At 52.2% G+C, this 23,862-nt stretch carries 20 protein-coding genes, 1 tRNA gene and 3 rRNA genes; 2 read left to right on the top strand and 22 right to left on the bottom strand.

Features of this window, described 5'->3' with window-relative positions:
* The first annotated feature begins 46 nt into the window (after positions 1-46).
* Positions 47-565 (top strand): tRNA adenosine(34) deaminase TadA, encoded by a 519-nt coding sequence (gene tadA / locus KP014_RS03705; RefSeq protein WP_281426447.1) that lies wholly within the window; start codon positions 47-49, stop codon positions 563-565.
* Positions 566-571: 6 nt separating this feature from the next.
* Positions 572-1,150, top strand: coding sequence for a GNAT family N-acetyltransferase (locus KP014_RS03700; RefSeq protein ID WP_036599989.1), 579 nt, complete (start codon positions 572-574; stop codon positions 1,148-1,150).
* A 99-nt stretch (positions 1,151-1,249) separates the two neighbouring features.
* Here KP014_RS03700 and KP014_RS03695 read toward each other — a convergent pair whose 3' ends face one another.
* From KP014_RS03695 to KP014_RS03590, 22 genes are all read right to left on the bottom strand, one after another.
* The gene (locus KP014_RS03695) at positions 1,250-2,341 is read right to left on the bottom strand and encodes a hypothetical protein (protein ID WP_036599987.1); all 1,092 of its coding nucleotides are present in this window, start codon (positions 2,339-2,341) and stop codon (positions 1,250-1,252) included.
* A 90-nt stretch (positions 2,342-2,431) separates the two neighbouring features.
* A complete protein-coding gene (locus KP014_RS03690) occupies positions 2,432-2,584 on the bottom strand; it encodes a small acid-soluble spore protein P (RefSeq protein ID WP_036599985.1) in 153 nt (50 codons plus the stop codon).
* 19 nt (positions 2,585-2,603) lie between these two features.
* Positions 2,604-2,945: a hypothetical protein gene (locus tag KP014_RS03685; protein ID WP_036599983.1), complete on the bottom strand. Its 342-nt coding sequence runs from the start codon at positions 2,943-2,945 to the stop codon at positions 2,604-2,606.
* Between the two features lie 164 nt (positions 2,946-3,109).
* A tRNA-Ser gene (locus KP014_RS03680) sits at positions 3,110-3,198 on the bottom strand.
* Positions 3,199-3,263: 65 nt separating this feature from the next.
* On the bottom strand, positions 3,264-4,553 hold the full coding sequence (serS, locus tag KP014_RS03675; protein WP_036599980.1) for a serine--tRNA ligase: 1,290 nt from the start codon (positions 4,551-4,553) through the stop codon (positions 3,264-3,266).
* Between the two features lie 82 nt (positions 4,554-4,635).
* Positions 4,636-5,220: a pyridoxal 5'-phosphate synthase glutaminase subunit PdxT gene (pdxT, locus tag KP014_RS03670; protein WP_036599978.1), complete on the bottom strand. Its 585-nt coding sequence runs from the start codon at positions 5,218-5,220 to the stop codon at positions 4,636-4,638.
* A 19-nt stretch (positions 5,221-5,239) separates the two neighbouring features.
* Positions 5,240-6,121, bottom strand: a complete 882-nt coding sequence (pdxS, locus tag KP014_RS03665) for a pyridoxal 5'-phosphate synthase lyase subunit PdxS (RefSeq protein WP_036599976.1) — start codon at positions 6,119-6,121, stop codon at positions 5,240-5,242.
* Positions 6,122-6,227: 106 nt separating this feature from the next.
* Positions 6,228-7,586, bottom strand: coding sequence for a D-alanyl-D-alanine carboxypeptidase family protein (locus KP014_RS03660; RefSeq protein WP_051500407.1), 1,359 nt, complete (start codon positions 7,584-7,586; stop codon positions 6,228-6,230).
* Positions 7,587-7,747: 161 nt separating this feature from the next.
* Positions 7,748-9,205, bottom strand: coding sequence for an IMP dehydrogenase (gene guaB, locus KP014_RS03655; RefSeq protein ID WP_036599972.1), 1,458 nt, complete (start codon positions 9,203-9,205; stop codon positions 7,748-7,750).
* 378 nt (positions 9,206-9,583) lie between these two features.
* Positions 9,584-9,700 (bottom strand): 5S ribosomal RNA (gene rrf / locus KP014_RS03650).
* A 127-nt stretch (positions 9,701-9,827) separates the two neighbouring features.
* Positions 9,828-12,754 (bottom strand): 23S ribosomal RNA (locus KP014_RS03645).
* 228 nt (positions 12,755-12,982) lie between these two features.
* A 16S ribosomal RNA gene (locus tag KP014_RS03640) occupies positions 12,983-14,539 on the bottom strand.
* Together the 16S, 23S and 5S rRNA genes form the textbook arrangement of a ribosomal RNA operon.
* Before the next feature lie 471 nt (positions 14,540-15,010).
* The gene (gene lysS, locus KP014_RS03635; RefSeq protein WP_036592568.1) at positions 15,011-16,531 is read right to left on the bottom strand and encodes a lysine--tRNA ligase; all 1,521 of its coding nucleotides are present in this window, start codon (positions 16,529-16,531) and stop codon (positions 15,011-15,013) included.
* 322 nt (positions 16,532-16,853) lie between these two features.
* Positions 16,854-17,333 carry a transcription elongation factor GreA gene (greA, locus tag KP014_RS03630; protein ID WP_036592570.1) on the bottom strand — a complete coding sequence of 160 codons (480 nt, stop codon included), beginning with the start codon at positions 17,331-17,333 and terminating at the stop codon, positions 16,854-16,856.
* 202 nt (positions 17,334-17,535) lie between these two features.
* Positions 17,536-18,558 carry a tRNA dihydrouridine synthase DusB gene (gene dusB / locus KP014_RS03625; protein ID WP_036592573.1) on the bottom strand — a complete coding sequence of 341 codons (1,023 nt, stop codon included), beginning with the start codon at positions 18,556-18,558 and terminating at the stop codon, positions 17,536-17,538.
* Positions 18,559-18,573: 15 nt separating this feature from the next.
* Entirely contained in the window at positions 18,574-18,771 is a 198-nt protein-coding gene (locus KP014_RS03620) for a helix-turn-helix domain-containing protein (RefSeq protein WP_425517250.1), read from the bottom strand.
* A complete protein-coding gene (folK, locus tag KP014_RS03615) occupies positions 18,738-19,286 on the bottom strand; it encodes a 2-amino-4-hydroxy-6-hydroxymethyldihydropteridine diphosphokinase (protein WP_036592577.1) in 549 nt (182 codons plus the stop codon). Before folK ends, KP014_RS03620 begins: the two co-directional genes overlap by 34 nt.
* A gap of 10 nt (positions 19,287-19,296) precedes the next feature.
* The gene (gene folB / locus KP014_RS03610) at positions 19,297-19,659 is read right to left on the bottom strand and encodes a dihydroneopterin aldolase (protein WP_036592579.1); all 363 of its coding nucleotides are present in this window, start codon (positions 19,657-19,659) and stop codon (positions 19,297-19,299) included.
* A gap of 18 nt (positions 19,660-19,677) precedes the next feature.
* A complete protein-coding gene (gene folP / locus KP014_RS03605; RefSeq protein WP_090834694.1) occupies positions 19,678-20,523 on the bottom strand; it encodes a dihydropteroate synthase in 846 nt (281 codons plus the stop codon).
* Positions 20,520-21,401: an aminotransferase class IV gene (locus KP014_RS03600; RefSeq protein ID WP_036598558.1), complete on the bottom strand. Its 882-nt coding sequence runs from the start codon at positions 21,399-21,401 to the stop codon at positions 20,520-20,522. The genes folP and KP014_RS03600 overlap by 4 nt, the downstream gene beginning before the upstream one ends.
* Complete coding sequence (gene pabA / locus KP014_RS03595) at positions 21,398-21,979, bottom strand: aminodeoxychorismate/anthranilate synthase component II (protein WP_036598559.1); 582 nt, start codon at positions 21,977-21,979, stop codon at positions 21,398-21,400. Before pabA ends, KP014_RS03600 begins: the two co-directional genes overlap by 4 nt.
* Positions 21,976-23,598 carry an anthranilate synthase component I family protein gene (locus KP014_RS03590; RefSeq protein WP_036598561.1) on the bottom strand — a complete coding sequence of 541 codons (1,623 nt, stop codon included), beginning with the start codon at positions 23,596-23,598 and terminating at the stop codon, positions 21,976-21,978. Before KP014_RS03590 ends, pabA begins: the two co-directional genes overlap by 4 nt.
* Positions 23,599-23,862: the final 264 nt, after the last annotated feature.

Here is a 23,862-nt window from a genome sequence, read left to right as displayed (position 1 = left end):
ACTCGTTCGTAGAACAATCCGGCCCGGAGCGGAAAGGAAGAGAAGCTTGGACAATTGCGAGAACGGAACATGCCTTGGGCAGCAGGAGGAACATGAGCGGTGGATGCGCGAGGCAATCGCGGAAGCCCGCAAAGCGGAGGCGCTGGGCGAAGTTCCGATCGGTGCGGTCATCGTCCGGCGGGGCGAAATTATCGGAAGAGGGTATAATTTGCGCGAAACGACAATGGATTCCACCGCCCATGCGGAAATGGTGGCGATTCGGGAAGCTAGCGCCGCGCTGAACTCTTGGCGCCTGCTGGAATGCACCTTATACGTTACACTCGAACCGTGTCCGATGTGCGCGGGAGCAATCGTGCAATCAAGGGTTCCGCTCACCGTGTACGGCACGCCTGATCCCAAGGCAGGCTGCGCAGGCACATTGATGAATCTGCTGGAGGAACCGCGGTTCAATCACCGGACCGAAGTCATATCCGGCATCATGCGGGAAGAATGCGCAGAGCTCCTCACCTCCTTCTTCCGCCGGTTGCGGCAAGTACGCCTACAAAAGAGCGCCAGGGAGGAATAAGCGGCAATGTCTTTCATTTTAACTGATCAATTGGTCGGCATTTATCTTGCTCCGATCCGGCCTCAGAGCGCGGAGAGCCTGCTGGAACTGCGCTTGCGCAACCGCAGCGTCCACAGCCGCTACGAGCCAAAGAGGGAAGAAAGCTTCTTTACACTGAATGGCCAGAAGCAGCTCATTCTTCAGCGGATGGAGGAAGAGGAACTGGACAGAGCGTACATGTTCGGAATCTATTCCTCTGAAGAGGAATGTTTGATCGGACAGATTACAATCAACAATATTGTACGCGGGGTGGGCCAATTCGCCGATCTCGGCTATTTTATTGATTATGCGCAGCAAGGACGGGGTTACATGACGGGAGCTGTCGGCCTGGCGGCGAACTATGCCTTTCAGTCACTCGGTCTGCACCGGCTGCAAGCTGCCATTCTCCTGCATAACGATGCCTCCAGAAGAGTCCTGGAGAAGAACGGCTTTCAGGCGGAAGGGATTGCCCGTCGTTTCCTTAAGATTGATGGACAGTGGCAGGATCACCGGACCTACGCTCTTTTGGCGGACGAGGTAACCTCCGAGGGGAATCGGACGATGTAGACAGCTGCTTCGGGCTTAAAGGTTGCCTTGAACCATAAAAAGCCCCGTACAAAGCTCTTACGCTTTATACGGGGCTTTTGGGGGTTCGGCGCCTCTTACTTAGTTGGAACCAAGTGTGCTGAACTGCTGCTGCAGTTCTTCCTCTGTAATAACGTCGCCGCCTTGCGGGATACCGATTTTGAATACCGGCTTCTCATTGATCTTGCTGTATTGATTGCTGCCGGTCAGCGACAGCCCTACCTTTGTGCCGTCATCCGGATTATTTACGTTGACGTCCATCGTCAGATCCTGATATACAGGGAAATCATCCTTGTTGATCGCGGTGTTGAAATGGAACTGATTTATGGTCAGATACTGGTCGAGCTTAGCCAGTTCTTTATCGAACTCCGCTTTCTTCTCGCTATTCTGCAGAGCAGCCTTGGCTTCATCCAACTGCTTCTGGTCGATCTGGAGCGTGTTCTTATACTCCTCCTTGGATAGAATATCAAGAATTTTCGGCAGCGCATTATTCACAAAGATGGTAGTGGCTTCCTTCACATTATCATTGGTGATCTGGAACTGAATCACCTGTTTGGCGTCAACACCTTCTGGAAGATTCGCATCTTTAGCATTAATGTCTTTAAAATACTTGCTTTCGTCATATTCAGCCAGCAGTGCGCTCAAAATCTCGTTGGATAGCTTCTGGGTCTTCTGCGTATCCAGCATACCGGGATTAAATTCGGCGCCTTCCTGTTCCGCAAGCTTCTTCAGATCAAGCATCACGTACTTGCCAACAATATTTTCCGGAATAGGAAGGAACGGAATGCTTGGAATCTTCACATACAGCTTCTCCGCCGTCATCACCATCGGAACGGTAAAGCTCATCGCCATATCGCCTTTTAAATTCAGCACCAGCGTCAATTCCGTCTGCATCGGATCTGCCTGGTACACGCCATCGACCGTAATCTCCGCGTTCTTGAGCATGCTCAGCACCTGCGTCGTCATTGTTGCAGAGGATTGTTCGGTTGGCGTATCGATCGTCAGATTATTGATAACTAGTTTGCTCTTCATTTCATACGAAGTCATTGCAGCCGCTTTGACGGCAGCACCCTGCAGCGCTTCCTTTGGCTCCTGCTTGTTTCCGCAACCCGGCAGGATTACGGCTGCCGCAAACAGCATCGCCGCTGCGGAAAGGCCCCATTTTTTAAACATTATTTCTCTCCTCTCCCAATTGACAGAAAATACTCCCCCTTCCCATGATAAACGATTTACTTTCGCAGATAAACCATTTCCAGTAAAATGTTATCCTTGTGGATTATTATGACTGACGTGATTCGCTTGCTTCACCTTTTTGGAGCCGGAAAGCGGCTCGGGACCGTCATGGTCATGACGCTGCTGTTCCCTATCCCTAGGCGGCTGTGTTCCGGGAACCTGGATCGTCTTCGGCTTGCTCATGTTCGCTTCCTCCTTAACATTAGGAATGGGTCAGGCCTTTCAGCTCTTGGGCGCACTCGTGAATCTGCCGCGTATACCGCTGCGCCAGCTGCTGCACGGCGTCGGTGCGTTCATCGGTATGCTGACCGGCCCGCTCGACGTCAATCAGATTTACCGCTACCTCCCGGCTGTCTACATACGTGCAGCGGAAGTCCAACGTGTAGTTCTGGCGTCCCGAGGCATTGAAATGAATAAGCAAGCTCTTCTGGTCGCCTTCATCAGCCTGTACGGTATAGCTGTCTCCTTCATTCATAAATGAGGGAAGACGTTCCTGCCAAGCGGATACGAGCTGCTGCTGGTCCAGTTGTAGTTGTTGATCCATAAATGTGATCCTCCTCCTTCCCTAATACATTGCGGAGAAAGCGGGATTTTTATTCTCTGCTTCCTGCATCCATGTCTGCTTTAACAAGGCTGCCTCTGCATATAAAAAAGCCGTCTCCCAAAGGAAACAGCTTATATTCTCAATTATTTAATGATAAAAGGATATGGCGGAGAGGATGGGATTCGAACCCATGTGAGCTTGCACTCTAACGGTTTTCAAGACCGCCCCGTTATGACCGCTTCGGTACCTCTCCATATGCAGCAAATATCACATGCATTAGAGATTGTACCATATTATCCTCTACGGAAGCAACTCCAATTATTGGTTCGATTTTGGCCGGATCACCTTAATATTGCCCATATAAGGCTGAAGACGTTCCGGAATGAGGACGCTGCCGTCCTCCTGCTGATAATTCTCCAGAATCGCGGCCACCGTGCGCCCTACCGCCAAAGCCGAGCCATTGAGCGTGTGCACGAATTCAGGCTTGGCTTTCGGTTCCTTACGGAAACGGATATTGGCCCGCCGGGCCTGGAAGTCCTCGGTGTTCGAGCAGGACGAGATTTCTCGGTACATGCCGCTTTCCGGCAGCCATACTTCGAGGTCGTAGGTTTTGGCCGCCGTAAAGCCCATATCGCCCGTACAGAGCGCAAGCACACGGTAAGGCAGCTCCAGCAGCTGCAGTACGCTTTCGGCGTCCGCCGTCATTTTCTCAAGCTCCTCATACGAAGATTCCGGCGATGTCAGCTTGACCAGCTCTACCTTATTAAATTGATGCTGGCGGATCAGTCCGCGGGTATCCCGTCCCGCCGAGCCTGCTTCCGAACGGAAGCAGGAGCTATAAGCAACAAAATATTTCGGCAAGTCGGAAGCGTTCAGAATCTCTTCCCGATAATAGTTCGTTACCGGCACCTCGGCCGTTGGAATCAGATAATATTCCGTGTCGCGCAGCTTGAACAGGTCTTCTTCGAATTTAGGAAGCTGTCCCGTGCCGTACAGACTGTCTTTGTTGACAATATATGGCGGCAGCATTTCCTCGTAATGATGCTCCCCGCTGTGCAGGTCCATCATAAAATTAATCACCGCGCGTTCCAGGCGGGCTCCAAGACCTTTATAAAATACGAAACGCGATCCCGTCACCTTGGCAGCAGCCTCGAAATCAAGGATATCCAGGTTTTGCGCCAGTTCCCAATGAGACTTGGGTGTGAAGCCGAACTCGCGCGGCTGCGACCAGCGGCGCACCTCTTTATTCTCTTCTTCGGATTTGCCGACCGGCACCGATTCATGGGGAATGTTCGGAATGCTCAGCATCAGCTCGGAGATTTGATTTTCCAGCTCGCGCACTTCATCGTCCAGTTCTTTGATCCGGTCGGATACATTTCGCATTTCGGCGATCAGTTCGTCGGCCGGCTCTCCGCTCTTTTTCCGCTTCGCAACCTCACCCGAGACAGTGTTCCGGCGATTCTTCAGGCTTTCGGTCTCCTGCAGCAATTCGCGGCGACGAAGATCCAGCGCCGGAAATCCGGAGATCAAATCCTGTGATTTGCCCCGTTTGTCGAGCGCCTGCTCCACCTTGGCATAATCGGTGCGCAATATTTTAACATCTAACACGACATTTCCCTCCTGAAACAGCCTTAACTCTTTCAAGCAGCCAGCGAAGGCTTTGAAAGAGTCAGGATGTTTATATACAGTTCTATTGTTCGGCTGTCCGGGTGGTCTGCACCATATCCGCAAAGTACTGGTGAAGCCGATAATCATCCGTTAATTCCGGGTGAAAAGAAGATACGAGCAGGTTACCCTCGCGCGCGGTAACAATCTCTCCGTTATAGACTGACAGCACCTCAACGCCCGGGCCCACCTTCTCAATGAGCGGAGCCCGAATAAATACCGCCCGAATCGGCTCCTCGATCCCTTTTACGTCCAGATCACATTCAAAGCTCTCCCGCTGTCTCCCAAAGGCATTCCGCGCCACGGTAATGTCCATCAGCTCAAGATGTGCAGGCTCTCCACCCGCAATTTCTTTGGCCAGCACAATAAGCCCGGCGCAGGTCCCGAAGACCGGCTTGCCCTTACCTGCAAACTCGCGAATTGCTTCAATAAAGCCGTATTTACGCATCAGCTTGCCGATGGTTGTGCTCTCGCCTCCTGGGATGATCAGTCCATCCACCTCGGCTAGCTCCTCAACCCGCTTGATTGGCGTTCCTTCGGCTCCAGTCTTGTCGATGCTTACAATATGTTCTGTTACGGCACCTTGAAGCGCCAATACTCCTATCTTCATTCCAAAGCCCTTCTCTCTATTACCAGCCACGCTCGGACATCCGCTCGGCAGCGGTCAGAGTTGCAATATCAATGCCTTTCATCGCCGTACCAAGGTTCTTGGATACTTCGGCGATCAGCTTATAATCAGTGTAGTGCGTAGTCGCCTCAACAATAGCGCGGGCGAATTTTTCAGGGTTGTCCGATTTGAAAATTCCGGAGCCTACGAATACGCCATCCGCTCCCAGATGCATCATTAGTGCGGCATCAGCTGGAGTGGCTACACCACCAGCAGCAAAGTTAACGACAGGCAGCTTGCCTAGCTCATGAACTTCGACCAGCAGGTCGTAAGACACGCCAAGATTTTTGGCTTCGGCATACAGCTCGTCCTTCGACATATTTTGAACCTTGCGAATTTGGCTGTTGATATAACGCATATGGCGCACAGCTTCTACGATGTTGCCGGTTCCTGGCTCGCCCTTGGTACGAATCATGGACGCGCCTTCGCTGATGCGGCGCAGCGCCTCTCCCAGATCCTTTGCACCGCAAACGAAAGGCACGGTGAATTCACGTTTGTCAATATGGAACACTTCATCGGCCGGTGTCAGCACTTCACTTTCGTCCAGGTAGTCAACACCCAGGGATTCCAGCACCTTGGCCTCTACATAATGGCCGATACGGGCCTTTGCCATAACGGGGATGCTTACGACCTTGATGACCTCTTCCACGATTGTAGGATCGGCCATACGGGCTACGCCGCCTGCCGCGCGAATATCAGAAGGTACACGCTCCAGTGCCATTACAGCTACAGCACCTGCGGCTTCGGCAATTTTTGCCTGCTCCGCATTCATGACGTCCATGATGACGCCGCCTTTTTGCATTTCCGCCATACCTCTTTTAACTCTAGATGTTCCTGTTTCCATATCTTCAAGCCTCCCGATAATCTATCTTAATCTAACTTTTTATTTTACCGCATGGCGGATAAATATACAAGCCATTTACTCGGAATTAAGTGCTTGTCCCTTAATTTTAGAATAAATTTTTAATCCCCGAAAAAATATCGCTAAAAAAGCTTCCGATTGCCCTGAAAAGCAGCTTGAACCATCCGGCTTTCTCTGCTTCCTCGGATGTTATCAGATTGACCGTTTTTTGCTGGGGCTGTAGGCCGTTAACTTTATACGTATAGGTTACTTTCCCCACCTTCGTACCCTGGGCGATCGGCGCAACCAACGTCGACGGATCATTAATCTGTACGGCTGTCGTAATCTGCGGAGAGGCCGTTCCCTTCGGAACGATGAAGGTGGCGCCTGCGTCAGTCACCACCGGCACTTCACTCTTCTTGCCCTTCTCAACAGGAACCGTTTCATTGCCGGCGACGGTCGCTTTGGCTGAGACCACCTGCTTGACTTCGAAATTGTTAAATCCGAAATCGAGCACCTTCCTCGTCTCCGTAAAGCGGTGGGCTTCGGAGTTCGCACCCATGACCACGCTGATCAGCCGCATGCCGTCCCGTACGGCAGTACCCGTGAAGCAATTTCCCGCGTCGGAGGTATGCCCCGTCTTCAACCCGTCGAGGCCCGGATAAGCATAAGCTTTGAAATTGGCGATATTTTTATTCGCTTCGAGCATCCAATTGTAGTTTATCATTGGCGCCGCATCACGTTCGCGGAACTTGTAGGATTGAATGGTCGTATACTTCGAGAAATCGGGATGATCTGTAACGATGTGCTGGGCAAGAATGGCCGCATCCATCGCCGACATCACCGTTTCTTTATCCGTATCCGGACGGAATTTGGCCGGCATATCATCACGGTTAAGCCCGGTGGAGTTGACAAAATAGGCGGTTTTCATACCCATCTTCTGTGCCGTCTCATTCATTAATTTAACGAATTCCTGTTCCGACCCGGAGAGGGTTTCGGCCAGAGCAACAGTGGCATCATTCGCTGAGCCAACGGCCATGGCTATGTACAGTTCTTCAATAGTATGTTGGTCTCCTTCGGCCAAAAAAATCCGTGAACCGATTTGCTTCGCCGCATTTTCGGCAACGGTTACTTTCTGATCCCAGGACAGTTTGCCGTTCTTGACAGCGTCCGCGATCAGATATTCCGTCATCATTTTCGTCATGCTGGCCGGAGGGAGCGGCAGATCCGCATTCAAGGACAACAGCACCTGACCAGTAGTAGGCTCAAGCAGTACGGCTGATTTCAGATTCAAACCGAGCGACTGGACCGATGGAATGGTTACAGCCGTTCCAGGTGCAGCAGGCGTCGCTGTGGCTATATCAGCCCCTGCAGGGGCCGGTGTCTGCACACTTTCGGCCATCGCCGGAATAGGAGATAACACAAGCATATTTAAAAGCAGACCTGCTGTTACTGTCTTCACTGCCATCTGTTTCACACTGGATTTACGCTTGAACTTCAATGGATTTAAACTCTCCTTATAATCATCATCTCATTTGCTTGTTCTATTCTAACACAGGGGTACCTCCAAAAAAAGACGGACCGGGCGAAATTCGTCCTGTCCGTCCATATTTTAAAATGATATATCGCTTATACCGAATAATTAGGGGCTTCCTTCGTAATCTGCACATCATGAGGATGGCTTTCACGAAGCCCTGCTCCGGTTATCCGGATAAAGGATGTGTCATCACGCAGTTCGGAGAGCATTCCCGTTCCACAGTAACCCATACCGGAACGTAAACCACCAATCAACTGATGCACCGTATCGGACATCGGACCCTTGAAAGCGACGCGGCCTTCGATACCTTCCGGTACGAGCTTCTTGTCGTCGTCTTGGAAGTAGCGATCCTTGCTGCCTTGCTTCATGGCGCTCATGCTGCCCATGCCGCGGTATACCTTGAACTTACGGCCCTGATAAATCTCGGACTCCCCAGGGCTTTCCTCCGTACCTGCAAAGAGGCTTCCCAGCATAACGGCGTGCGCGCCGGCTGCGATAGCTTTTGTAATCTCGCCAGAGTATTTGATGCCGCCGTCGGCGATAATCGGCACTCCGTATTCACGCGCAACAGATGCGCAGTCGTAAATGGCCGTAATCTGCGGAACGCCGATACCCGCTATGACCCGTGTTGTGCAGATCGAGCCAGGTCCAATGCCAACTTTGACTACGGAAGCCCCCGCTTCGATGAGATCGCGCGTAGCCTCGCCGGTCGCTACATTTCCCGCCACAATCGTCAAATCCGGATACAGCTCACGCAGCTTACGTACGGCTTCAATAATATTGATGTGATGGCCGTGAGCCGAATCGACGACAATCAGATCGACTCCGGCGTTAACCAACGCTTCAGCCCGTTCAAAGGTATCTTTGGATATGCCGATGGCTGCGCCAACCAGCAGACGGCCCTGAGCGTCCTTCGCACCGTTAGGGAACTGAATCGCCTTTTCGATATCTTTAATGGTAATAAGACCTTTGAGAATGTAGTTGTCATCAACAAGCGGAAGCTTCTCAATTTTATGGCGCTGCAGTAGAACCTCAGCCTCCGCAAGTGTCGTGCCGACAGGAGCAGTGACCAGATTTTCCTTAGACATGACTTCGCTGATCGGAATATTGAAATCATGGATAAACCGCAAATCCCGATTCGTAATAATCCCTACCAGTTTATTGTTATCATCTACAACCGGGACGCCGGAAATGCGGTATTTGCCCATTAGACGTTCAGCATCGGAAACCATATGATTCGCGGTAAGTGAAAAAGGATTGGTAATAACGCCGCTCTCAGAACGCTTAACACGGTCAACCTCTTCCGCTTGCTGTTCAACCGACATATTCTTATGGATAATACCAATACCGCCTTCGCGCGCCATGGCAATCGCCATAGCTGCCTCAGTGACCGTATCCATACCGGCGCTGATGAGCGGAATATTCAGCTTTACATTCTTGCTTAACACCGTGGACAGATCCACTTCCTTGGGCAACACTTCCGATTTACGCGGCACCAGCAGCACATCATCAAAAGTCAGTCCCTCTTTGCCAAACTTATCTTTCCACACCTGAGTCATTCCTCCTTGTATTCTTTGTTCTTACGGCCCGCAAACTTTATAAATAAAGAACAAACTTCATCTCAAGTCCATCCGTGGAAGACAGATGTTCTGAGCTGGCAGTATAATGGTTCTTATCTTCAAAGTAGGTTGGAGCGGCATGTCCAAAAATATATTATTGCCATCTTAGCAAAGGGTTTATATACTGTCAAGAACATAACATGAGCAAGAATCCCCCTAAAAAAAAGGGCTCGGCACAAGTATATCCCTGGATATTTGTCCATCAACAGCGCACAAATTCTTCTGTTATAGCGATAGGAATTTAGGGTTTACACGGATCGCATACAATATACAAAAAACCACTGCTGAAATCTCAGCAGTGGTTCATGTGCTTGGCGGCGTCCTACTCTCCCAGGACCCTTCGGTCCAAGTACCATCGGCGCTGGAGGGCTTAACGGTCGTGTTCGGGATGGGTACGCGTGGAACCCCTCCGCCATCGCCACCAAACGGGCATTTGTGAAACAAATGCTGCCGCGAGACATTCGGTCCTTCACCTTCCGGTGCGGATGAATGTTGCAGCGTTCTTCAGGCTTGATCGCCTGAAAACTGGATCGAAACGAAAGATTGCGTTATTTTGGATAAGCCCTCGACCGATTAGTATTGGTCAGCTCCATGCATTGCTGCACTTCCACCTCCAACCTATCTACCTCGTCGTCTTCAAGGGGTCTTACTAACTTGGGAAATCTCATCTTGAGGGGGGCTTCACGCTTAGATGCTTTCAGCGCTTATCCCGTCCGTACGTAGCTACCCAGCCATGCTCCTGGCGGAACAACTGGTGCACCAGCGGTACGTCCATCCCGGTCCTCTCGTACTAAGGACAGCTCCTCTCAAATTTCCTGCGCCCACGACAGATAGGGACCGAACTGTCTCACGACGTTCTGAACCCAGCTCGCGTACCGCTTTAATGGGCGAACAGCCCAACCCTTGGGACCTACTTCAGCCCCAGGATGCGATGAGCCGACATCGAGGTGCCAAACCTCCCCGTCGATGTGGACTCTTGGGGGAGATAAGCCTGTTATCCCCAGGGTAGCTTTTATCCGTTGAGCGATGGCCCTTCCATGCGGTACCACCGGATCACTAAGCCCGACTTTCGTCCCTGCTCGACTTGTAGGTCTCGCAGTCAAGCTCCCTTCTGCCTTTGCACTCTTCGAATGATTTCCAACCATTCTGAGGGAACCTTGGGACGCCTCCGTTACTCTTTAGGAGGCGACCGCCCCAGTCAAACTGCCCGCCTGACACGGTCCCCGTACCCGCTTAGGGTACCAGGTTAGAACCTAGATACGATCAGGGTGGTATCCCAACGATGCCTCCACCGAAGCTGGCGCTCCGGCTTCCAAGGCTCCCACCTATCCTGTACAGATCGTACCCAAGTTCAATATCAAGCTGCAGTAAAGCTCCATGGGGTCTTTCCGTCTTGTCGCGGGTAACCTGCATCTTCACAGGTATTAAAATTTCACCGGATCTCTCGTTGAGACAGCGCCCAAGTCGTTACGCCATTCGTGCGGGTCAGAATTTACCTGACAAGGAATTTCGCTACCTTAGGACCGTTATAGTTACGGCCGCCGTTTACTGGGGCTTCGGTTCACAGCTTCGGATTGCTCCTAACCGCTCCCCTTAACCTTCCAGCACCGGGCAGGCGTCAGCCCGTATACTTCGCCTTGCGGCTTCGCACAGACCTGTGTTTTTGCTAAACAGTCGCTTGGGCCTTTTCACTGCGGCCCCCTCGGGCTATTCACCCTACCGAGGCACCCCTTCTCCCGAAGTTACGGGGTCATTTTGCCGAGTTCCTTAACGAGAGTTCTTCCGCGCGCCTTAGAATTCTCTTCTCGCCTACCTGTGTCGGTTTGCGGTACGGGCACCTTCTCCTGGCTAGAGGCTTTTCTTGGCAGTGTGAGATCATGACCTTCGCTACTACAATTTTCGCTCCCCATCACAGCCCAGCCTTATGGTGTACGGATTTGCCTATACACCAGCCTCGCTGCTTGGACGGACATCCATCAGTCCGCGTCACTACCCTCCTGCGTCCCCCCATTGCTCATAACGGATTATGGTGGTACAGGAATATCAACCTGTTGTCCTTCGACTACGCCTGTCGGCCTCGCCTTAGGTCCCGACTTACCCTGAGCGGACGAGCCTTCCTCAGGAAACCTTGGGCTTTCGGCGGATCAGATTCTCACTGATCTTTTCGTTACTCATACCGGCATTCTCACTTGTATGCAGTCCAGCTGTCCTTACAGTCAACCTTCAACCCGCATACAACGCTCCCCTACCCCTGATGCAAAGCATCAAGCCATAGCTTCGGTGGTGTGTTTAGCCCCGTTACATTTTCGGCGCAGAGTCACTCGACCAGTGAGCTATTACGCACTCTTTCAATGGTGGCTGCTTCTAAGCCAACATCCTGGTTGTCTGTGCAACTCCACATCCTTTCCCACTTAACACACACTTGGGGACCTTAGCTGATGGTCTGGGCTGTTTCCCTTTTGACAATGGATCTTAGCACTCACTGTCTGACTCCCGGACGCAAGTCCATGGCATTCGGAGTTTGACTGAGCTTGGTAACCCTTGCGGGCCCCGCACCCAATCAGTGCTCTACCTCCACGACTTCAAATCCGAGGCTAGCCCTAAAGCTATTTCGGGGAGAACCAGCTATCTCCGAGTTCGATTGGAATTTCTCCGCTACCCCCACCTCATCCCCGCACTTTTCAACGTGCGTGGGTTCGGGCCTCCAGTGCGTGTTACCGCACCTTCACCCTGGACAGGGGTAGATCACACGGTTTCGGGTCTACGCCCACGTACTTCGTCGCCCTATTCAGACTCGCTTTCGCTGCGGCTCCGGCTCCTCGCCTTAACCTTGCACGTTAAACGTAACTCGCCGGTTCATTCTACAAAAGGCACGCCATCACCCCTAAAATGGGCTCTGACTTCTTGTAAGCACACGGTTTCAGGTACTGTTTCACTCCCCTTCCGGGGTGCTTTTCACCTTTCCCTCACGGTACTGTTTCACTATCGGTCGCCAGGGAGTATTTAGCCTTGGCAGATGGTCCTGCCGGATTCATACGGGGTTTCACGTGCCCCGCACTACTCGGGATCCGTCTCGGAGGGAACGATTTTTCAGCTACAGGGCTTTTACCTCTTCTAGCGGGCCTTTCCAGACCTCTTCGCTTAAACCGTTCCTTTGTAACTCCATGGGAGACGTCCCACAACCCCGAAGAGCAAGCTCTTCGGTTTAGGCTGTTCCGCGTTCGCTCGCCGCTACTGACGGAATCACTCTTGTTTTCTCTTCCTCAGGGTACTTAGATGTTTCAGTTCCCCTGGTCTGCCTCTACCTACCCTATGAATTCAGGTAGGAGTGACTGTGCATTACCACAGCCGGGTTTCCCCATTCGGACACCCCCGGATCCACGCTTGCTTACAGCTCCCCGAGGCCTTTTCGTTGTTCGCCACGTCCTTCTTCGGCTCCTGGCGCCTAGGCATCCTCCGTGTGCTCTTACTAGCTTAACCAACTAAGCACTTTCACTTCACTTGTTCAATCGCTTGACACAAGCTCAGCTAAAAGATGTTCTAAAACGCAATTTTCGTTTCGGTATCCAGTTTTCAAGGATCAAGTTCTTGCTTTTGAGAGTTTGAGCTCTCAAAACTGAGCAACGAGTGAGCAACAGGCCTAAACCTGAGTTTTGGAAGCTAAGCTTCCGATTTGAATGTTTCCGCTCGGGAAACGATTCTCCATAGAAAGGAGGTGATCCAGCCGCACCTTCCGATACGGCTACCTTGTTACGACTTCACCCCAATCATCTACCCCACCTTCGGCGGCTGGCTCCCTTGCGGGTTACCCCACCGACTTCGGGTGTTGTAAACTCTCGTGGTGTGACGGGCGGTGTGTACAAGACCCGGGAACGTATTCACCGCGGCATGCTGATCCGCGATTACTAGCAATTCCGACTTCATGCAGGCGAGTTGCAGCCTGCAATCCGAACTGAGACCGGCTTTATAAGATTGGCTCCGCCTCGCGGCTTCGCTTCCCGTTGTACCGGCCATTGTAGTACGTGTGTAGCCCAGGTCATAAGGGGCATGATGATTTGACGTCATCCCCACCTTCCTCCGGTTTGTCACCGGCAGTCACTCTAGAGTGCCCAGCCTTACCTGCTGGCAACTAAAGTCAAGGGTTGCGCTCGTTGCGGGACTTAACCCAACATCTCACGACACGAGCTGACGACAACCATGCACCACCTGTCTCCTCTGTCCCGAAGGCCTACGCTATCTCTAACGTATTCAGAGGGATGTCAAGACCTGGTAAGGTTCTTCGCGTTGCTTCGAATTAAACCACATACTCCACTGCTTGTGCGGGTCCCCGTCAATTCCTTTGAGTTTCAGTCTTGCGACCGTACTCCCCAGGCGGAGTGCTTACTGTGTTAACTTCGGCACCAAGGGTATCGAAACCCCTAACACCTAGCACTCATCGTTTACGGCGTGGACTACCAGGGTATCTAATCCTGTTTGCTCCCCACGCTTTCGCGCCTCAGCGTCAGTTACAGCCCAGAAAGTCGCCTTCGCCACTGGTGTTCCTCCACATCTCTACGCATTTCACCGCTACACGTGGAATTCCACTTTCCTCTTCTGCACTCAAGCTGCCCAGTTTCCAGTGCGACCACAGGTTGAGCCCATGGTTTAAACACCAGACTTAAACAGCCGCCTGCGCGCGCTTTACGCCCAATAATTCCGGACAACGCTTGCCCCCTACGTATTACCGCGGCTGCTGGCACGTAGTTAGCCGGGGCTTTCTTCTCAGGTACCGTCACTCTTGTAGCAGTTACTCTACAAGACGTTCTTCCCTGGCAACAGAGCTTTACGATCCGAAAACCTTCATCACTCACGCGGCGTTGCTCCGTCAGGCTTTCGCCCATTGCGGAAGATTCCCTACTGCTGCCTCCCGTAGGAGTCTGGGCCGTGTCTCAGTCCCAGTGTGGCCGTTCACCCTCTCAGGTCGGCTACGCATCGTCGCCTTGGTGAGCCGTTACCCCACCAACTAGCTAATGCGCCGCAGGCCCATCCCTTGACAGCAGATTGCTCCGCCTTTCAGCCTCCCAGCAGGTGCCAAGAGGAATTATCCGGTATTAGCTACCGTTTCCGGTAGTTATCCCAGTTCAAGGGGCAGGTTGCCTACGTGTTACTCACCCGTCCGCCGCTAAGTATTTTTGAGAGCAAGCTCTCAAAAATACTCCGCTCGACTTGCATGTATTAGGCACGCCGCCAGCGTTCGTCCTGAGCCAGGATCAAACTCTCCAATAAGGTTTTTTCGTGCGGTTACTTCCTCGAATCACTCCAAGAAAATAACCATCCGAAAAGTCTATCGATAGAGCGATTAGCTCATGTTGAAACATCTGACGAGAATTTGCATTCTCATGATGGCCTTTCCAAAGCGTGAACCACGCTGTGAAATCCATCTCTTTTGGAACTCGCTAGAAGCGAATCCCCACTCACTCGTTGTTCAGTTTTCAAAGATCAAACTTGTTTGCCGTTCAACTTAATGTCTCATCAGCAACTTTTATAATATATCATATCCGACCGTTTTATGCAAGCTCTTTTTTTAATTTCTTTTTGAAGAAGAACTCGTATTTCTTGGCCGGAATTAGAATATACCATATCTATATATACATTGCAATAGTATTTTTAAAATATCTAAAAACAAAACCCGGGAAAGCAAGCTTTCACCGCCCTCCCGGGTTATAAGGCTTCTAAAATACGAGGAAACGTGCTGCCTTATTCCCCCGCGCGGTTGCGCATATGCGGGAACAGCAGTACATCGCGGATGGATGCCGAGTCGGTCAGCAGCATAACCAGACGGTCGACGCCGATTCCAAGGCCGCCGGTCGGAGGCATGCCATATTCAAGCGCACGGATGAAGTCCTCATCCATTTCATGCGCTTCATCATTACCCTGCTCCTTCTCTTGAAGCTGAGCTTCAAACCGCTGGCGCTGGTCAATCGGGTCGTTCAACTCGCTGAACGCATTGGCATGCTCGCGGGCCACGATGAACAGCTCGAACCGGTCGGTAAACCGAGGATCATGATCGTTCTTCTTGGCGAGCGGCGAAATTTCGACAGGATGACCCGTTACAAATGTAGGCTGAATCAGTGTCTCTTCGACAAACTGTTCAAAGAAAGCATTAAGAATATGACCGAAAGTCATATGCTTCTCAACCGGCACACGGTGTTCCTTAGCAAGACGATGGGCTTCTTCGTCAGTCATATGCACACCGAAATCGACACCGGTTACTTCCTTGACCGCATCGACCATCGATACGCGGCGCCACTCCGGAGTTAAGTCGACTTCGTGGCCTTGATAGTTGATTTTTTGCGTACCGAGCACTTCCTGAGCAATATGGGCAATCAAGCTCTCGGTCAGACGCATGATATCCGTGTAATCGGCATAAGCCTCATAAAGTTCAATCATGGTGAACTCAGGGTTGTGGCGGGTGGAAATCCCCTCGTTGCGATAGACGCGGCCGATTTCGTATACTTTTTCCAGACCGCCGACGATGAGCCGCTTCAAATGCAGTTCGATAGCGATCCGCATGTAGAGTTCCATCTCCAGCGTGTTGTGGAAAGTAATGAACGGACGGGCCGCGGCACCGCCTGCAATGGCGTGAAGAGTCGGCGTCTCGACTTCCAGATAGCCAAGCGAATCCAGGTAACGGCGCATCGACTGAATAATCCGCGAACGGGTGATAAAAGTCTGCTGAACCTCAGGATTGATGATCAAATCGACATAACGCTGGCGGTAGCGCAGCTCAACATCCTTGAGGCCATTGTATTTATCAGGAAGCGGGAGCAGCGATTTGGACAGCACTTCAATCTCGCTTACCTTAATGGTAGTCTCTCCGGTCTTCGTCTTGAAGACGGTACCGGTCACGCCGATGATATCCCCGAGATCAAGCACGCCGAACGCCGCATATTGGACCTCCGGCACGCTATCTTGACGGACGTAAATTTGAATTTTTCCGCTAAGATCCTGAATGTGGGCAAAGCTCGCTTTGCCCATTGTCCGTTTGGCCATAATCCGACCTGCGACGCTTACTTGAACGGCCTTCTCATCCAGCTCTTCATGGGTCATTCCGTCATATTTGGCTACAATATTTCCGGCATTATGTGTACGCTGGTACTTTTTGCCGAACGGATCGATCCCCAGTCCTCGCAGCTCGTCCAATTTAGAACGACGAATCTGCAGCAGTTCGCTTAGCTCGCTCTCCGTACCCGCCTGATTACTGATTTCTTCACTCATTGCGTGTCATCCCTTCAAAACAGATTTGAACCTCTTTAGACGTAAGAAGAAACGGCTGTCTCCATATCGCTCTGACAGTACCGTTCCTTTGAACATATAACGATAATTACATTGCGGGTCATACCCAGTATAATCGGTTGCGGCGTTCGTTTCCCCCAGAAATCCAGGGCCAAAGCTAGGCGCACAGTTATACTTTCTTATATCCTGAAAAAAGCTTCCCTAAGGAAGCTTTTTTCAAACGGTTCCCCGCCTGCATGATCCGGTATGATCAATCCTCGCTGGCTTCGCAGTGTGATGCGACCTTGACTACTTAGGTCCAATCTTATTTCATTTTAATATCAATGATTTTATATTGAATAACGCCTGCGGGCACGGTGACGTCGACGACAGTACCTTTTTTCTTTCCGATAATTGCTTTGCCCACAGGGCTTTCGTTGGAAATCTTGTTATTGAGCGGATCCGATTCGGCCGACCCGACGATCGTATACTCCATGATATCCCCGAACTCCATATCTTCGACGGTAACGGTTACTCCGACACTGACGCTCTCGGTGTCAATTTCATCGCTGTTAATGATGCGGGCATTGCGGAGCATTTTCTCCAGGGTAATGATGCGGCCTTCGATAAAAGCCTGTTCATTCTTGGCATCTTCGTACTCCGAGTTCTCGCTTATATCTCCATACCCGATAGCCACTTTGATCCGCTCGGCCACTTCGCGGCGCTTGACGGATTTGAGGTTCTCTAGTTCCTCTTCCAGACGTTTCAAACCATCCGGAGTGAGAATGACTTCTTTGTCGCTCATCTTAACCGATTCTCCTGTCGTATACATTTATTGAAAACACCATAACTATATGCGAATCCAAAGGGATAAGAACCCCTCGCTGCATTGCTTCAAAATTTGGAACGGCGAATTTATACTGTGAAATTATATGGGAACCATTACAAAATGTCAATGACAGCCTTCGTATTGTCAGGTGGATTCAAATCAAGCGCGACAGCAGGCGTTATACCGCGGAAACGGACGCTTCAGCGCCCTCCGGATCACCCGTTTCTTCTTCTGAGACCCGGTCGACAAAATCATTTAAAATCCGTACCATTTCGTCACGTTTCGTTTCTTCCATAATAACATCTTTTACGCGGGCGGCGCCTTTCAGACCTTTCAGATACCAGGCCAGATGCTTGCGCATTTCGCGGACAGCAACCGCTTCGCCTTTCAAATCAACCAGACGGTCCATATGCAAAATGGCGACCGCGATTTTCTCCTTCGGTGACGGATCGGGCAGCAGTTCTCCGGTGCTGAGGTACTGGACGGTACGGTACAGCATCCACGGATTGCCGAGCGCACCCCGCCCAATCATCACGCCGTCGCATCCGGTCTGATCGAGCATAGCCCGGGCATCCTGCGGCGTCTGTACATCGCCGTTGCCGATAACCGGAATCGAGACCGCTTCCTTAGCCTGGCGGATGTAACTCCAATCGGCATGACCGGTGTATAGCTGCTCGCGGGTGCGGCCGTGCACACTGATGGCTTGGCCTCCGGCCCGTTCCACCGCGCGCGCGTTATCCACGACGAAAATATGCTCGCTATCCCAGCCGATCCGCATTTTGACGGTAACCGGCTTATCGACGGCGTCGACCACTGCGGAGACCATTTCGTATATTTTGTCAGGCTCAAGCAGCCAGCGCGCTCCAGCGTCGCATTTTGTAACCTTCGGCACCGGACAGCCCATGTTGATATCAATGATATCGGCGTTCGTTTCTTTATCGACTACCTTTGCCGCTTCCACCAGCGACTCGCGGTCCCCGCCAAAAATTTGCAGGCTGAGCGGTTTCTCCCGATCATCGACAAACAGCATTTCGCGCGTTCGCTTGTTGCCGTGCACAATCGCCTTGTCGCTTACCATTTCGGCGCAGACGAGGCCCGTCCCGAACTCCTTGGCGATAAGCCGGAAAGCCGGGTTGCATACGCCGGCCATAGGAGCAAGCACAACCTGATTTTTCATTTCGATGTTGCCTATTTTAAGCATGCTGTTCACTTCCTTTTATATTGAGGATGAGTCGGTCAATTCCTTGACCCCGACCTCCAAAACTATCGCAATTTTATCTAAAATTTGATCTTCCAAGCATCGGTTGCCCCGCTCTACCGCCCCAAGCACAGCGAGTGAAATGCCCGCGCGGTCCGCCAGTTCCTCCTGTGTATAGCCTTTTAGCTTGCGGAATGCCCGGATCCGTCTTCCCATACGCTTGTTGTCCACAACTTGATTCCTTCCCTTCCGTCTAACTTGCCCAGCGCTTTCGTCATCAACTCCAGTAGGCCGGACGGTTCATCTTGCGGCACAATATCGCGGAGCGGAAAAAGCACGAATGCGCGTTCCTGCATACGGGGATGCGGCAGAATCAAATGCGGAGTGTCCAGTACCTTTCCATCCATCCACAGCAAATCCAAATCTACCGTCCGGGGGCCGTTACGTATAGTCCTCACCCGCCCCAGCCGGTCCTCAATCTCCAGCATCACATTCAGCAGCGCTTCAGGCATCAGCGAGGTGCGCACAGCCGCTGCCATATTTAAAAAATTCGGTTGGTCTGCATAACCGACAGGCTCGGTCTCGTATACGCCGGAACAGCGCAAGACTTCAATATCGGCATGAGCATTAAGCAGGGTAAGGGCATCATTAAGACTTTTCTCGCGATCCCCCAAATTCGCCCCTAAAGCAATATAAGCCTCTGACTGCTCAGAGGTGGAATGATTACTCATAGATCGGTTCTCACTTTCTCGCTCTATGCAGTTCTACGGTCACTCCCTGGAAATGAACGTCGAACGGCGGATGCGGTTTGGTCACCTTCACAGTTACCGCGTTGATAATAGTATAAGTGTGAAGTATCGCAGATGCAATACGTTCACCCAAAGCTTCAATCAGCTTATAGGACTCCTGTTCGACAATATTTTTAACCAGAGCATGCGCTTCGGCGTAGTTTACCGTCTGCTGCAGATCGTCGCTTCGACCCGCTCGGCTTAAGTCAAGTTCGAACTCCAGATCAATGTAATAACGCTGGCCCAGCCTGCGCTCCTCTTCAAAAACGCCGTGATAGCCGTAGTATTCCATGCGGTGAAGCTTCATTTTGTCCATGGTCGATGCCACCTTTCATTATTTAACACCGGAGTAGAGCATGGCGTCGCACATCGTAACCGTCCGCTTTATCAGCCGCACATCATGTACGCGCACAATCTGACATCCCTGGGCGATGCCAAAAGCTACGGTTGCCGCCGTACCTTCGACAACATCGTCTACCGGCAGGTCAAGCGCTGTGCGGATAAAACGTTTGCGCGATGTGGCGAGCAGCACCGGATAGCCGAGCTCCGTTAATGCGTCCAGCGACATCATTGCCCGCAAATTCTCATGATAATCCTTGGCAAATCCGATGCCGGGATCGAGAATGATATGCTCTGTCCGAACTCCAGCCTGTAAGGCTAAATCGATGCTCTCACGCAGATCTGCGATCATATCAGCTTGCAAATCGGTGTAATCCCTGTCTTTTCTGTTATGCATCAAAATAATCGGACATTCGGCTTCAGCGGCAACCTTTGCCATGAGAGGATCGGCCTTGCAGCCCCAGATATCGTTGATGATATGCGCTCCGGCGGCAATCGCCTGCTTCGCCACCTCCGCCTTATATGTGTCGATCGATAGCGGAATTTGCGGTGCAGCGCAGTGAATTGCCTCAATAACGGGAAGAATACGTGATAGCTCCTCATCAGCGCTCACCGGTTCGTGACCGGGACGCGTCGATTCGCCTCCAATATCGATAATGTCGGCGCCCTCCTCCGCCATCTGCAAGGCATGCTGAACGGCAGCTTCGGGCTTGTCCCATAATCCGCCATCAGAGAACGAATCGGGCGTCACATTTAGGATGCCCATAATCAATGTCCGCGTGCCTAAGGTAAGCTCCATAGGACCGCTGGTATATTTTCGCGTATACAATATAGGCTTCATTGCTCTACTCCCGCTCTCTGTCTGTATTTCTTTAGAAGCATGGAAGTGACGGGACCCGCCGACCCGCTTCCGACTACCGTCCGTTCATTCTCTTCCCATAGAATCGTCACAGGCACAATCTCCTGAATCGAATTGGTCAAAAAAATTTCTTCCGCCCCCCTCAGCGTCTCCCAAGGGTATAATCCGGTTTGGCCTTTAAGACCTTCGCTTCGCGCAAGCTGCATCACCATTTCCCGGGTAATTCCCGGCAGTAGGCCGGTCGACTCATCCGGTGTGAACAAACGCCCTGCTTGTACAAAGAACACATTGCTGACAATGCCTTCCGCCACTTCGCCGCGCTCGGTTAACATCAGCCCTTCAGCGCCACGGGCAGCGGACGGGTGCAGTGACAGCTCTCTTTTGGCCAAAATATTGTTCATATAATGTAGCGACTTGAACCGTACCAGGCCTTCCGGCGTATTCCGGCGCAGCTTGAGCAGTTGAAGTTCTTTCCCCTCTGTATCCAATTCGATAGGGCGCGGCGGCAGCGCTTTGGCGAACAGCACCTGATTCGGACGAGTATAGTCTCCCGCCGGAAGGCCGAGAACATCCTCGCCGGCGGTTACAGTGTAACGAATGTAGGCTTCTTGCAGCCCGTTGCGCTTCATCAGCTCCGCGATCCATTCCGTTAGGCCGACAGGGTCGGGCTTATAAGGAATGCCGAGCTGAATGCATCCCTCCACCATGCGCTTTAAGTGGCGTTCCAGCAAAAACGGCCTGCCTCCGTACGTCCGGAACGTCTCGAACAGTCCGATGCCATACAAAAAGCCGTGATCCCTGACGGAAACCACGGCATCTCCGGCGTCTACGACGCCGCCATTAACTCCTATATAATTCATACTGTCTTTCCGGCTTTTCGCTTCAGGAAATTGCGGAGCATCGTATGGCCGTGATCGGTAATAATCGACTCCGGATGGAACTGGACGCCCTCAATCGGATATTCCTTGTGGCGGAGTCCCATAATTTCACCTTCCGCCGTTTCAGCGGTGATTTCCAGGCAGTCAGGCAAGCTCTCGCGCTCCACTAGCAGGGAATGGTACCGGGTCGCCGTAAACGGTGATTCCAGTCCTTCAAAGACAGAACCGCCTTTATGATGGATCGGCGAGGTTTTGCCATGCATCAGCCGCTCTGCGCGAATAACATTGCCGCCGAATGCCTGTCCGATCGCCTGATGGCCGAGGCACACACCGAAGATCGGGATCACTCCTTTAAAATGGTTGATCAGTTCGAGACTGATGCCCGCCTCATTCGGCGTACACGGTCCCGGAGAGATCAGGATATGATCCGGCGCCAGCTGTTCAATCTGTTCGATGCTGATTTCGTCGTTGCGATAAACCTTGACCTCTTCACCAAGTTCCCCCAAATACTGTACGAGATTATACGTAAAAGAGTCATAGTTGTCGATAACCAAAATCATGTTTGTTTTGCTCCCTCCGCGCCGCCGCCAGGCTGCGATTCCCTCATGGATTCACTGCAAAGAACCGCTTTTACGATGGCCTTGGCTTTATTGTGGCATTCCCGGTATTCACGGTAAGGATCGGAGTCGATCACGATTCCCGCGCCCGTCTGAATATAGCCCGTTCCGTCCTTTACAACTAACGTTCGTATAATAATATTTAATTCCATATTGCCGCCATAGTCAATCCAGCCCATCGAACCGGTATACGGACCGCGCCGGACAGGTTCCAATTCCTCAATGATCTCCATCGTCCTTACCTTCGGCGCACCGGTAATTGTCCCCCCTGGAAACAGGGACGCGATCACATCGTAGGCATCCTTGCCCTCCGCAATCCGCCCGTTGACCTGGGAAACCAGGTGCATGACATGCGAGTAGCGTTCCACCGTCATGAGCTCCGGTACGTTGACCGTACCATAAGCGGAGACGCGGCCGATGTCGTTGCGCTCCAGATCGACGAGCATAATGTGCTCGGCCGTCTCTTTGGCGCTCTCGCGCAGCTCCGCCTCCATGGCGGCGTCCTCCGCGGGAGTCAGGCCCCGGCGCCGGGTGCCGGCGATCGGCCGCGCGCTCACCTTGTCCCCATGCAGCTTGACCAACAGTTCCGGCGAAGCGCTGGACAGCGCGAAGCCGGGCGAGCGCAGCAGCCCCATGTACGGGGACGGGTTGAGCCTGCGCAGCCACTCGTACACCGCCTCCGGCGAGGAGGTAAGCGCTGCTTCCTGGCGCAGCGACAAATTTACCTGGAATACATCGCCTTGGCGGATGTATTCCTGGATATCCAGCACGGCCTGCTGGAACTTCTCTCTTGTAAATGCCGAGAACATCCCCGGCCATTCACCGGATTCGGCTGCCGCGGGGATATCCGGAACACTGGAAGTGTCCGATTCAGCTTCCTCAGCAGCTTCCGCCGCTTCGCACATATGCCGCCACTGCTTCAGCATCTCCTCTGCTTTCCCCAACGTCTCTTCATAGAGCGCTTTAATTTCTGCAGGGGAGACGTTGGCTGAGATCGAAGTATGCATCGCGCAATACAGCTGCTCTTTCTCGTGGTCGTAGATCCACATCTCATCCAGCCGCATCCAGAGATAATCAGGGAATCCCGGATGATCCTCCGAGGTAGAAGGCAGCCGTTCAAGCGAGCGGACCACATCGTACGACAGGAAGCCGACACAGCCCCCCGTGAACGGCGGAAGCCCGGAATCATCCAGCCGGGGTGCTTTAAAAGGCGCCATCCATTCGCGCAGCACCTCAAGCGGCGCGCCTTCCAGCGCCTCGGCCCCATCTCCGGCCGCACTGTCCGCTTCTGCCCCACTTCCGGCGGAAATCCGCTGTACCTTGGCATGGATATCCTTGCCTGTCAGCACGGAAGAAGGGCGAAGTCCGACGTACGTGTAGCGCCCTGCCTTTCCACTTTCCAGCACTACGGAATAAGGCGATGCCATTCCCCACGCCTTTTTCCAAGAGCGGGGAAGTCCGACCGGGCAACGCTGCGATCGTATGATCAGAGGCAGGATATTCCAGCCTTCGCCGGCCCACTGCTCCCATTCCTTCCAACCCGTAACGATCTCCAAGTTCATCCTCCTAAACGCCTCAATAGCTATTTGCCTGTCAGTATACTTTATTTTCAGCAATTTTGAAAAGTCTATCCGAAAAGTAGCGCTTATTTTTGCCTGGAATAAGAGGATTACTCAGCCAGGCTCTACCGAAATGCAATAAGAAACGGCTTCCTCCATCCTCGTAAAAGCTTATGCACAACGCAAAAAGCCTTTAACAACCGCTCAAAGGCGGAAGTCCAAGGCTCTTTTTCGTACAATTATAGTATTATTCTAAAAGAATAGGGT

Origin of the sequence: Paenibacillus sophorae, assembly GCF_018966525.1 — a bacterium.
GTDB lineage: Bacteria > Bacillota > Bacilli > Paenibacillales > Paenibacillaceae > Paenibacillus_AQ > Paenibacillus_AQ sophorae.
Note: the sequence above shows the minus strand (reverse complement) of the source record. Positions and strands in the feature narration are given on the sequence as shown.

Excerpts from the sequence above, each read along its gene's own strand:
- KP014_RS03700 (WP_036599989.1), top strand. The coding sequence starts at position 572 with ATGTCTTTCATTTTAACTGATCAATTGGTCGGCATTTATCTTGCTCCG.
- KP014_RS03695 (WP_036599987.1), bottom strand. The coding sequence starts at position 2,341 with ATGTTTAAAAAATGGGGCCTTTCCGCAGCGGCGATGCTGTTTGCGGCA.
- KP014_RS03690 (WP_036599985.1), bottom strand. The coding sequence starts at position 2,584 with ATGAGCAAGCCGAAGACGATCCAGGTTCCCGGAACACAGCCGCCTAGG.
- KP014_RS03685 (WP_036599983.1), bottom strand. The coding sequence starts at position 2,945 with ATGGATCAACAACTACAACTGGACCAGCAGCAGCTCGTATCCGCTTGG.
- pdxT (WP_036599978.1), bottom strand. The coding sequence starts at position 5,220 with ATGAAGATAGGAGTATTGGCGCTTCAAGGTGCCGTAACAGAACATATT.
- pdxS (WP_036599976.1), bottom strand. The coding sequence starts at position 6,121 with ATGGAAACAGGAACATCTAGAGTTAAAAGAGGTATGGCGGAAATGCAA.
- KP014_RS03660 (WP_051500407.1), bottom strand. The coding sequence starts at position 7,586 with ATGGCAGTGAAGACAGTAACAGCAGGTCTGCTTTTAAATATGCTTGTG.
- lysS (WP_036592568.1), bottom strand. The coding sequence starts at position 16,531 with ATGAGTGAAGAAATCAGTAATCAGGCGGGTACGGAGAGCGAGCTAAGC.
- greA (WP_036592570.1), bottom strand. The coding sequence starts at position 17,333 with ATGAGCGACAAAGAAGTCATTCTCACTCCGGATGGTTTGAAACGTCTG.
- dusB (WP_036592573.1), bottom strand. The coding sequence starts at position 18,558 with ATGCTTAAAATAGGCAACATCGAAATGAAAAATCAGGTTGTGCTTGCT.
- KP014_RS03620 (WP_425517250.1), bottom strand. The coding sequence starts at position 18,771 with ATGGGAAGACGGATCCGGGCATTCCGCAAGCTAAAAGGCTATACACAG.
- folK (WP_036592577.1), bottom strand. The coding sequence starts at position 19,286 with ATGAGTAATCATTCCACCTCTGAGCAGTCAGAGGCTTATATTGCTTTA.
- folB (WP_036592579.1), bottom strand. The coding sequence starts at position 19,659 with ATGGACAAAATGAAGCTTCACCGCATGGAATACTACGGCTATCACGGC.
- folP (WP_090834694.1), bottom strand. The coding sequence starts at position 20,523 with ATGAAGCCTATATTGTATACGCGAAAATATACCAGCGGTCCTATGGAG.
- KP014_RS03600 (WP_036598558.1), bottom strand. The coding sequence starts at position 21,401 with ATGAATTATATAGGAGTTAATGGCGGCGTCGTAGACGCCGGAGATGCC.
- pabA (WP_036598559.1), bottom strand. The coding sequence starts at position 21,979 with ATGATTTTGGTTATCGACAACTATGACTCTTTTACGTATAATCTCGTA.
- KP014_RS03590 (WP_036598561.1), bottom strand. The coding sequence starts at position 23,598 with ATGAACTTGGAGATCGTTACGGGTTGGAAGGAATGGGAGCAGTGGGCC.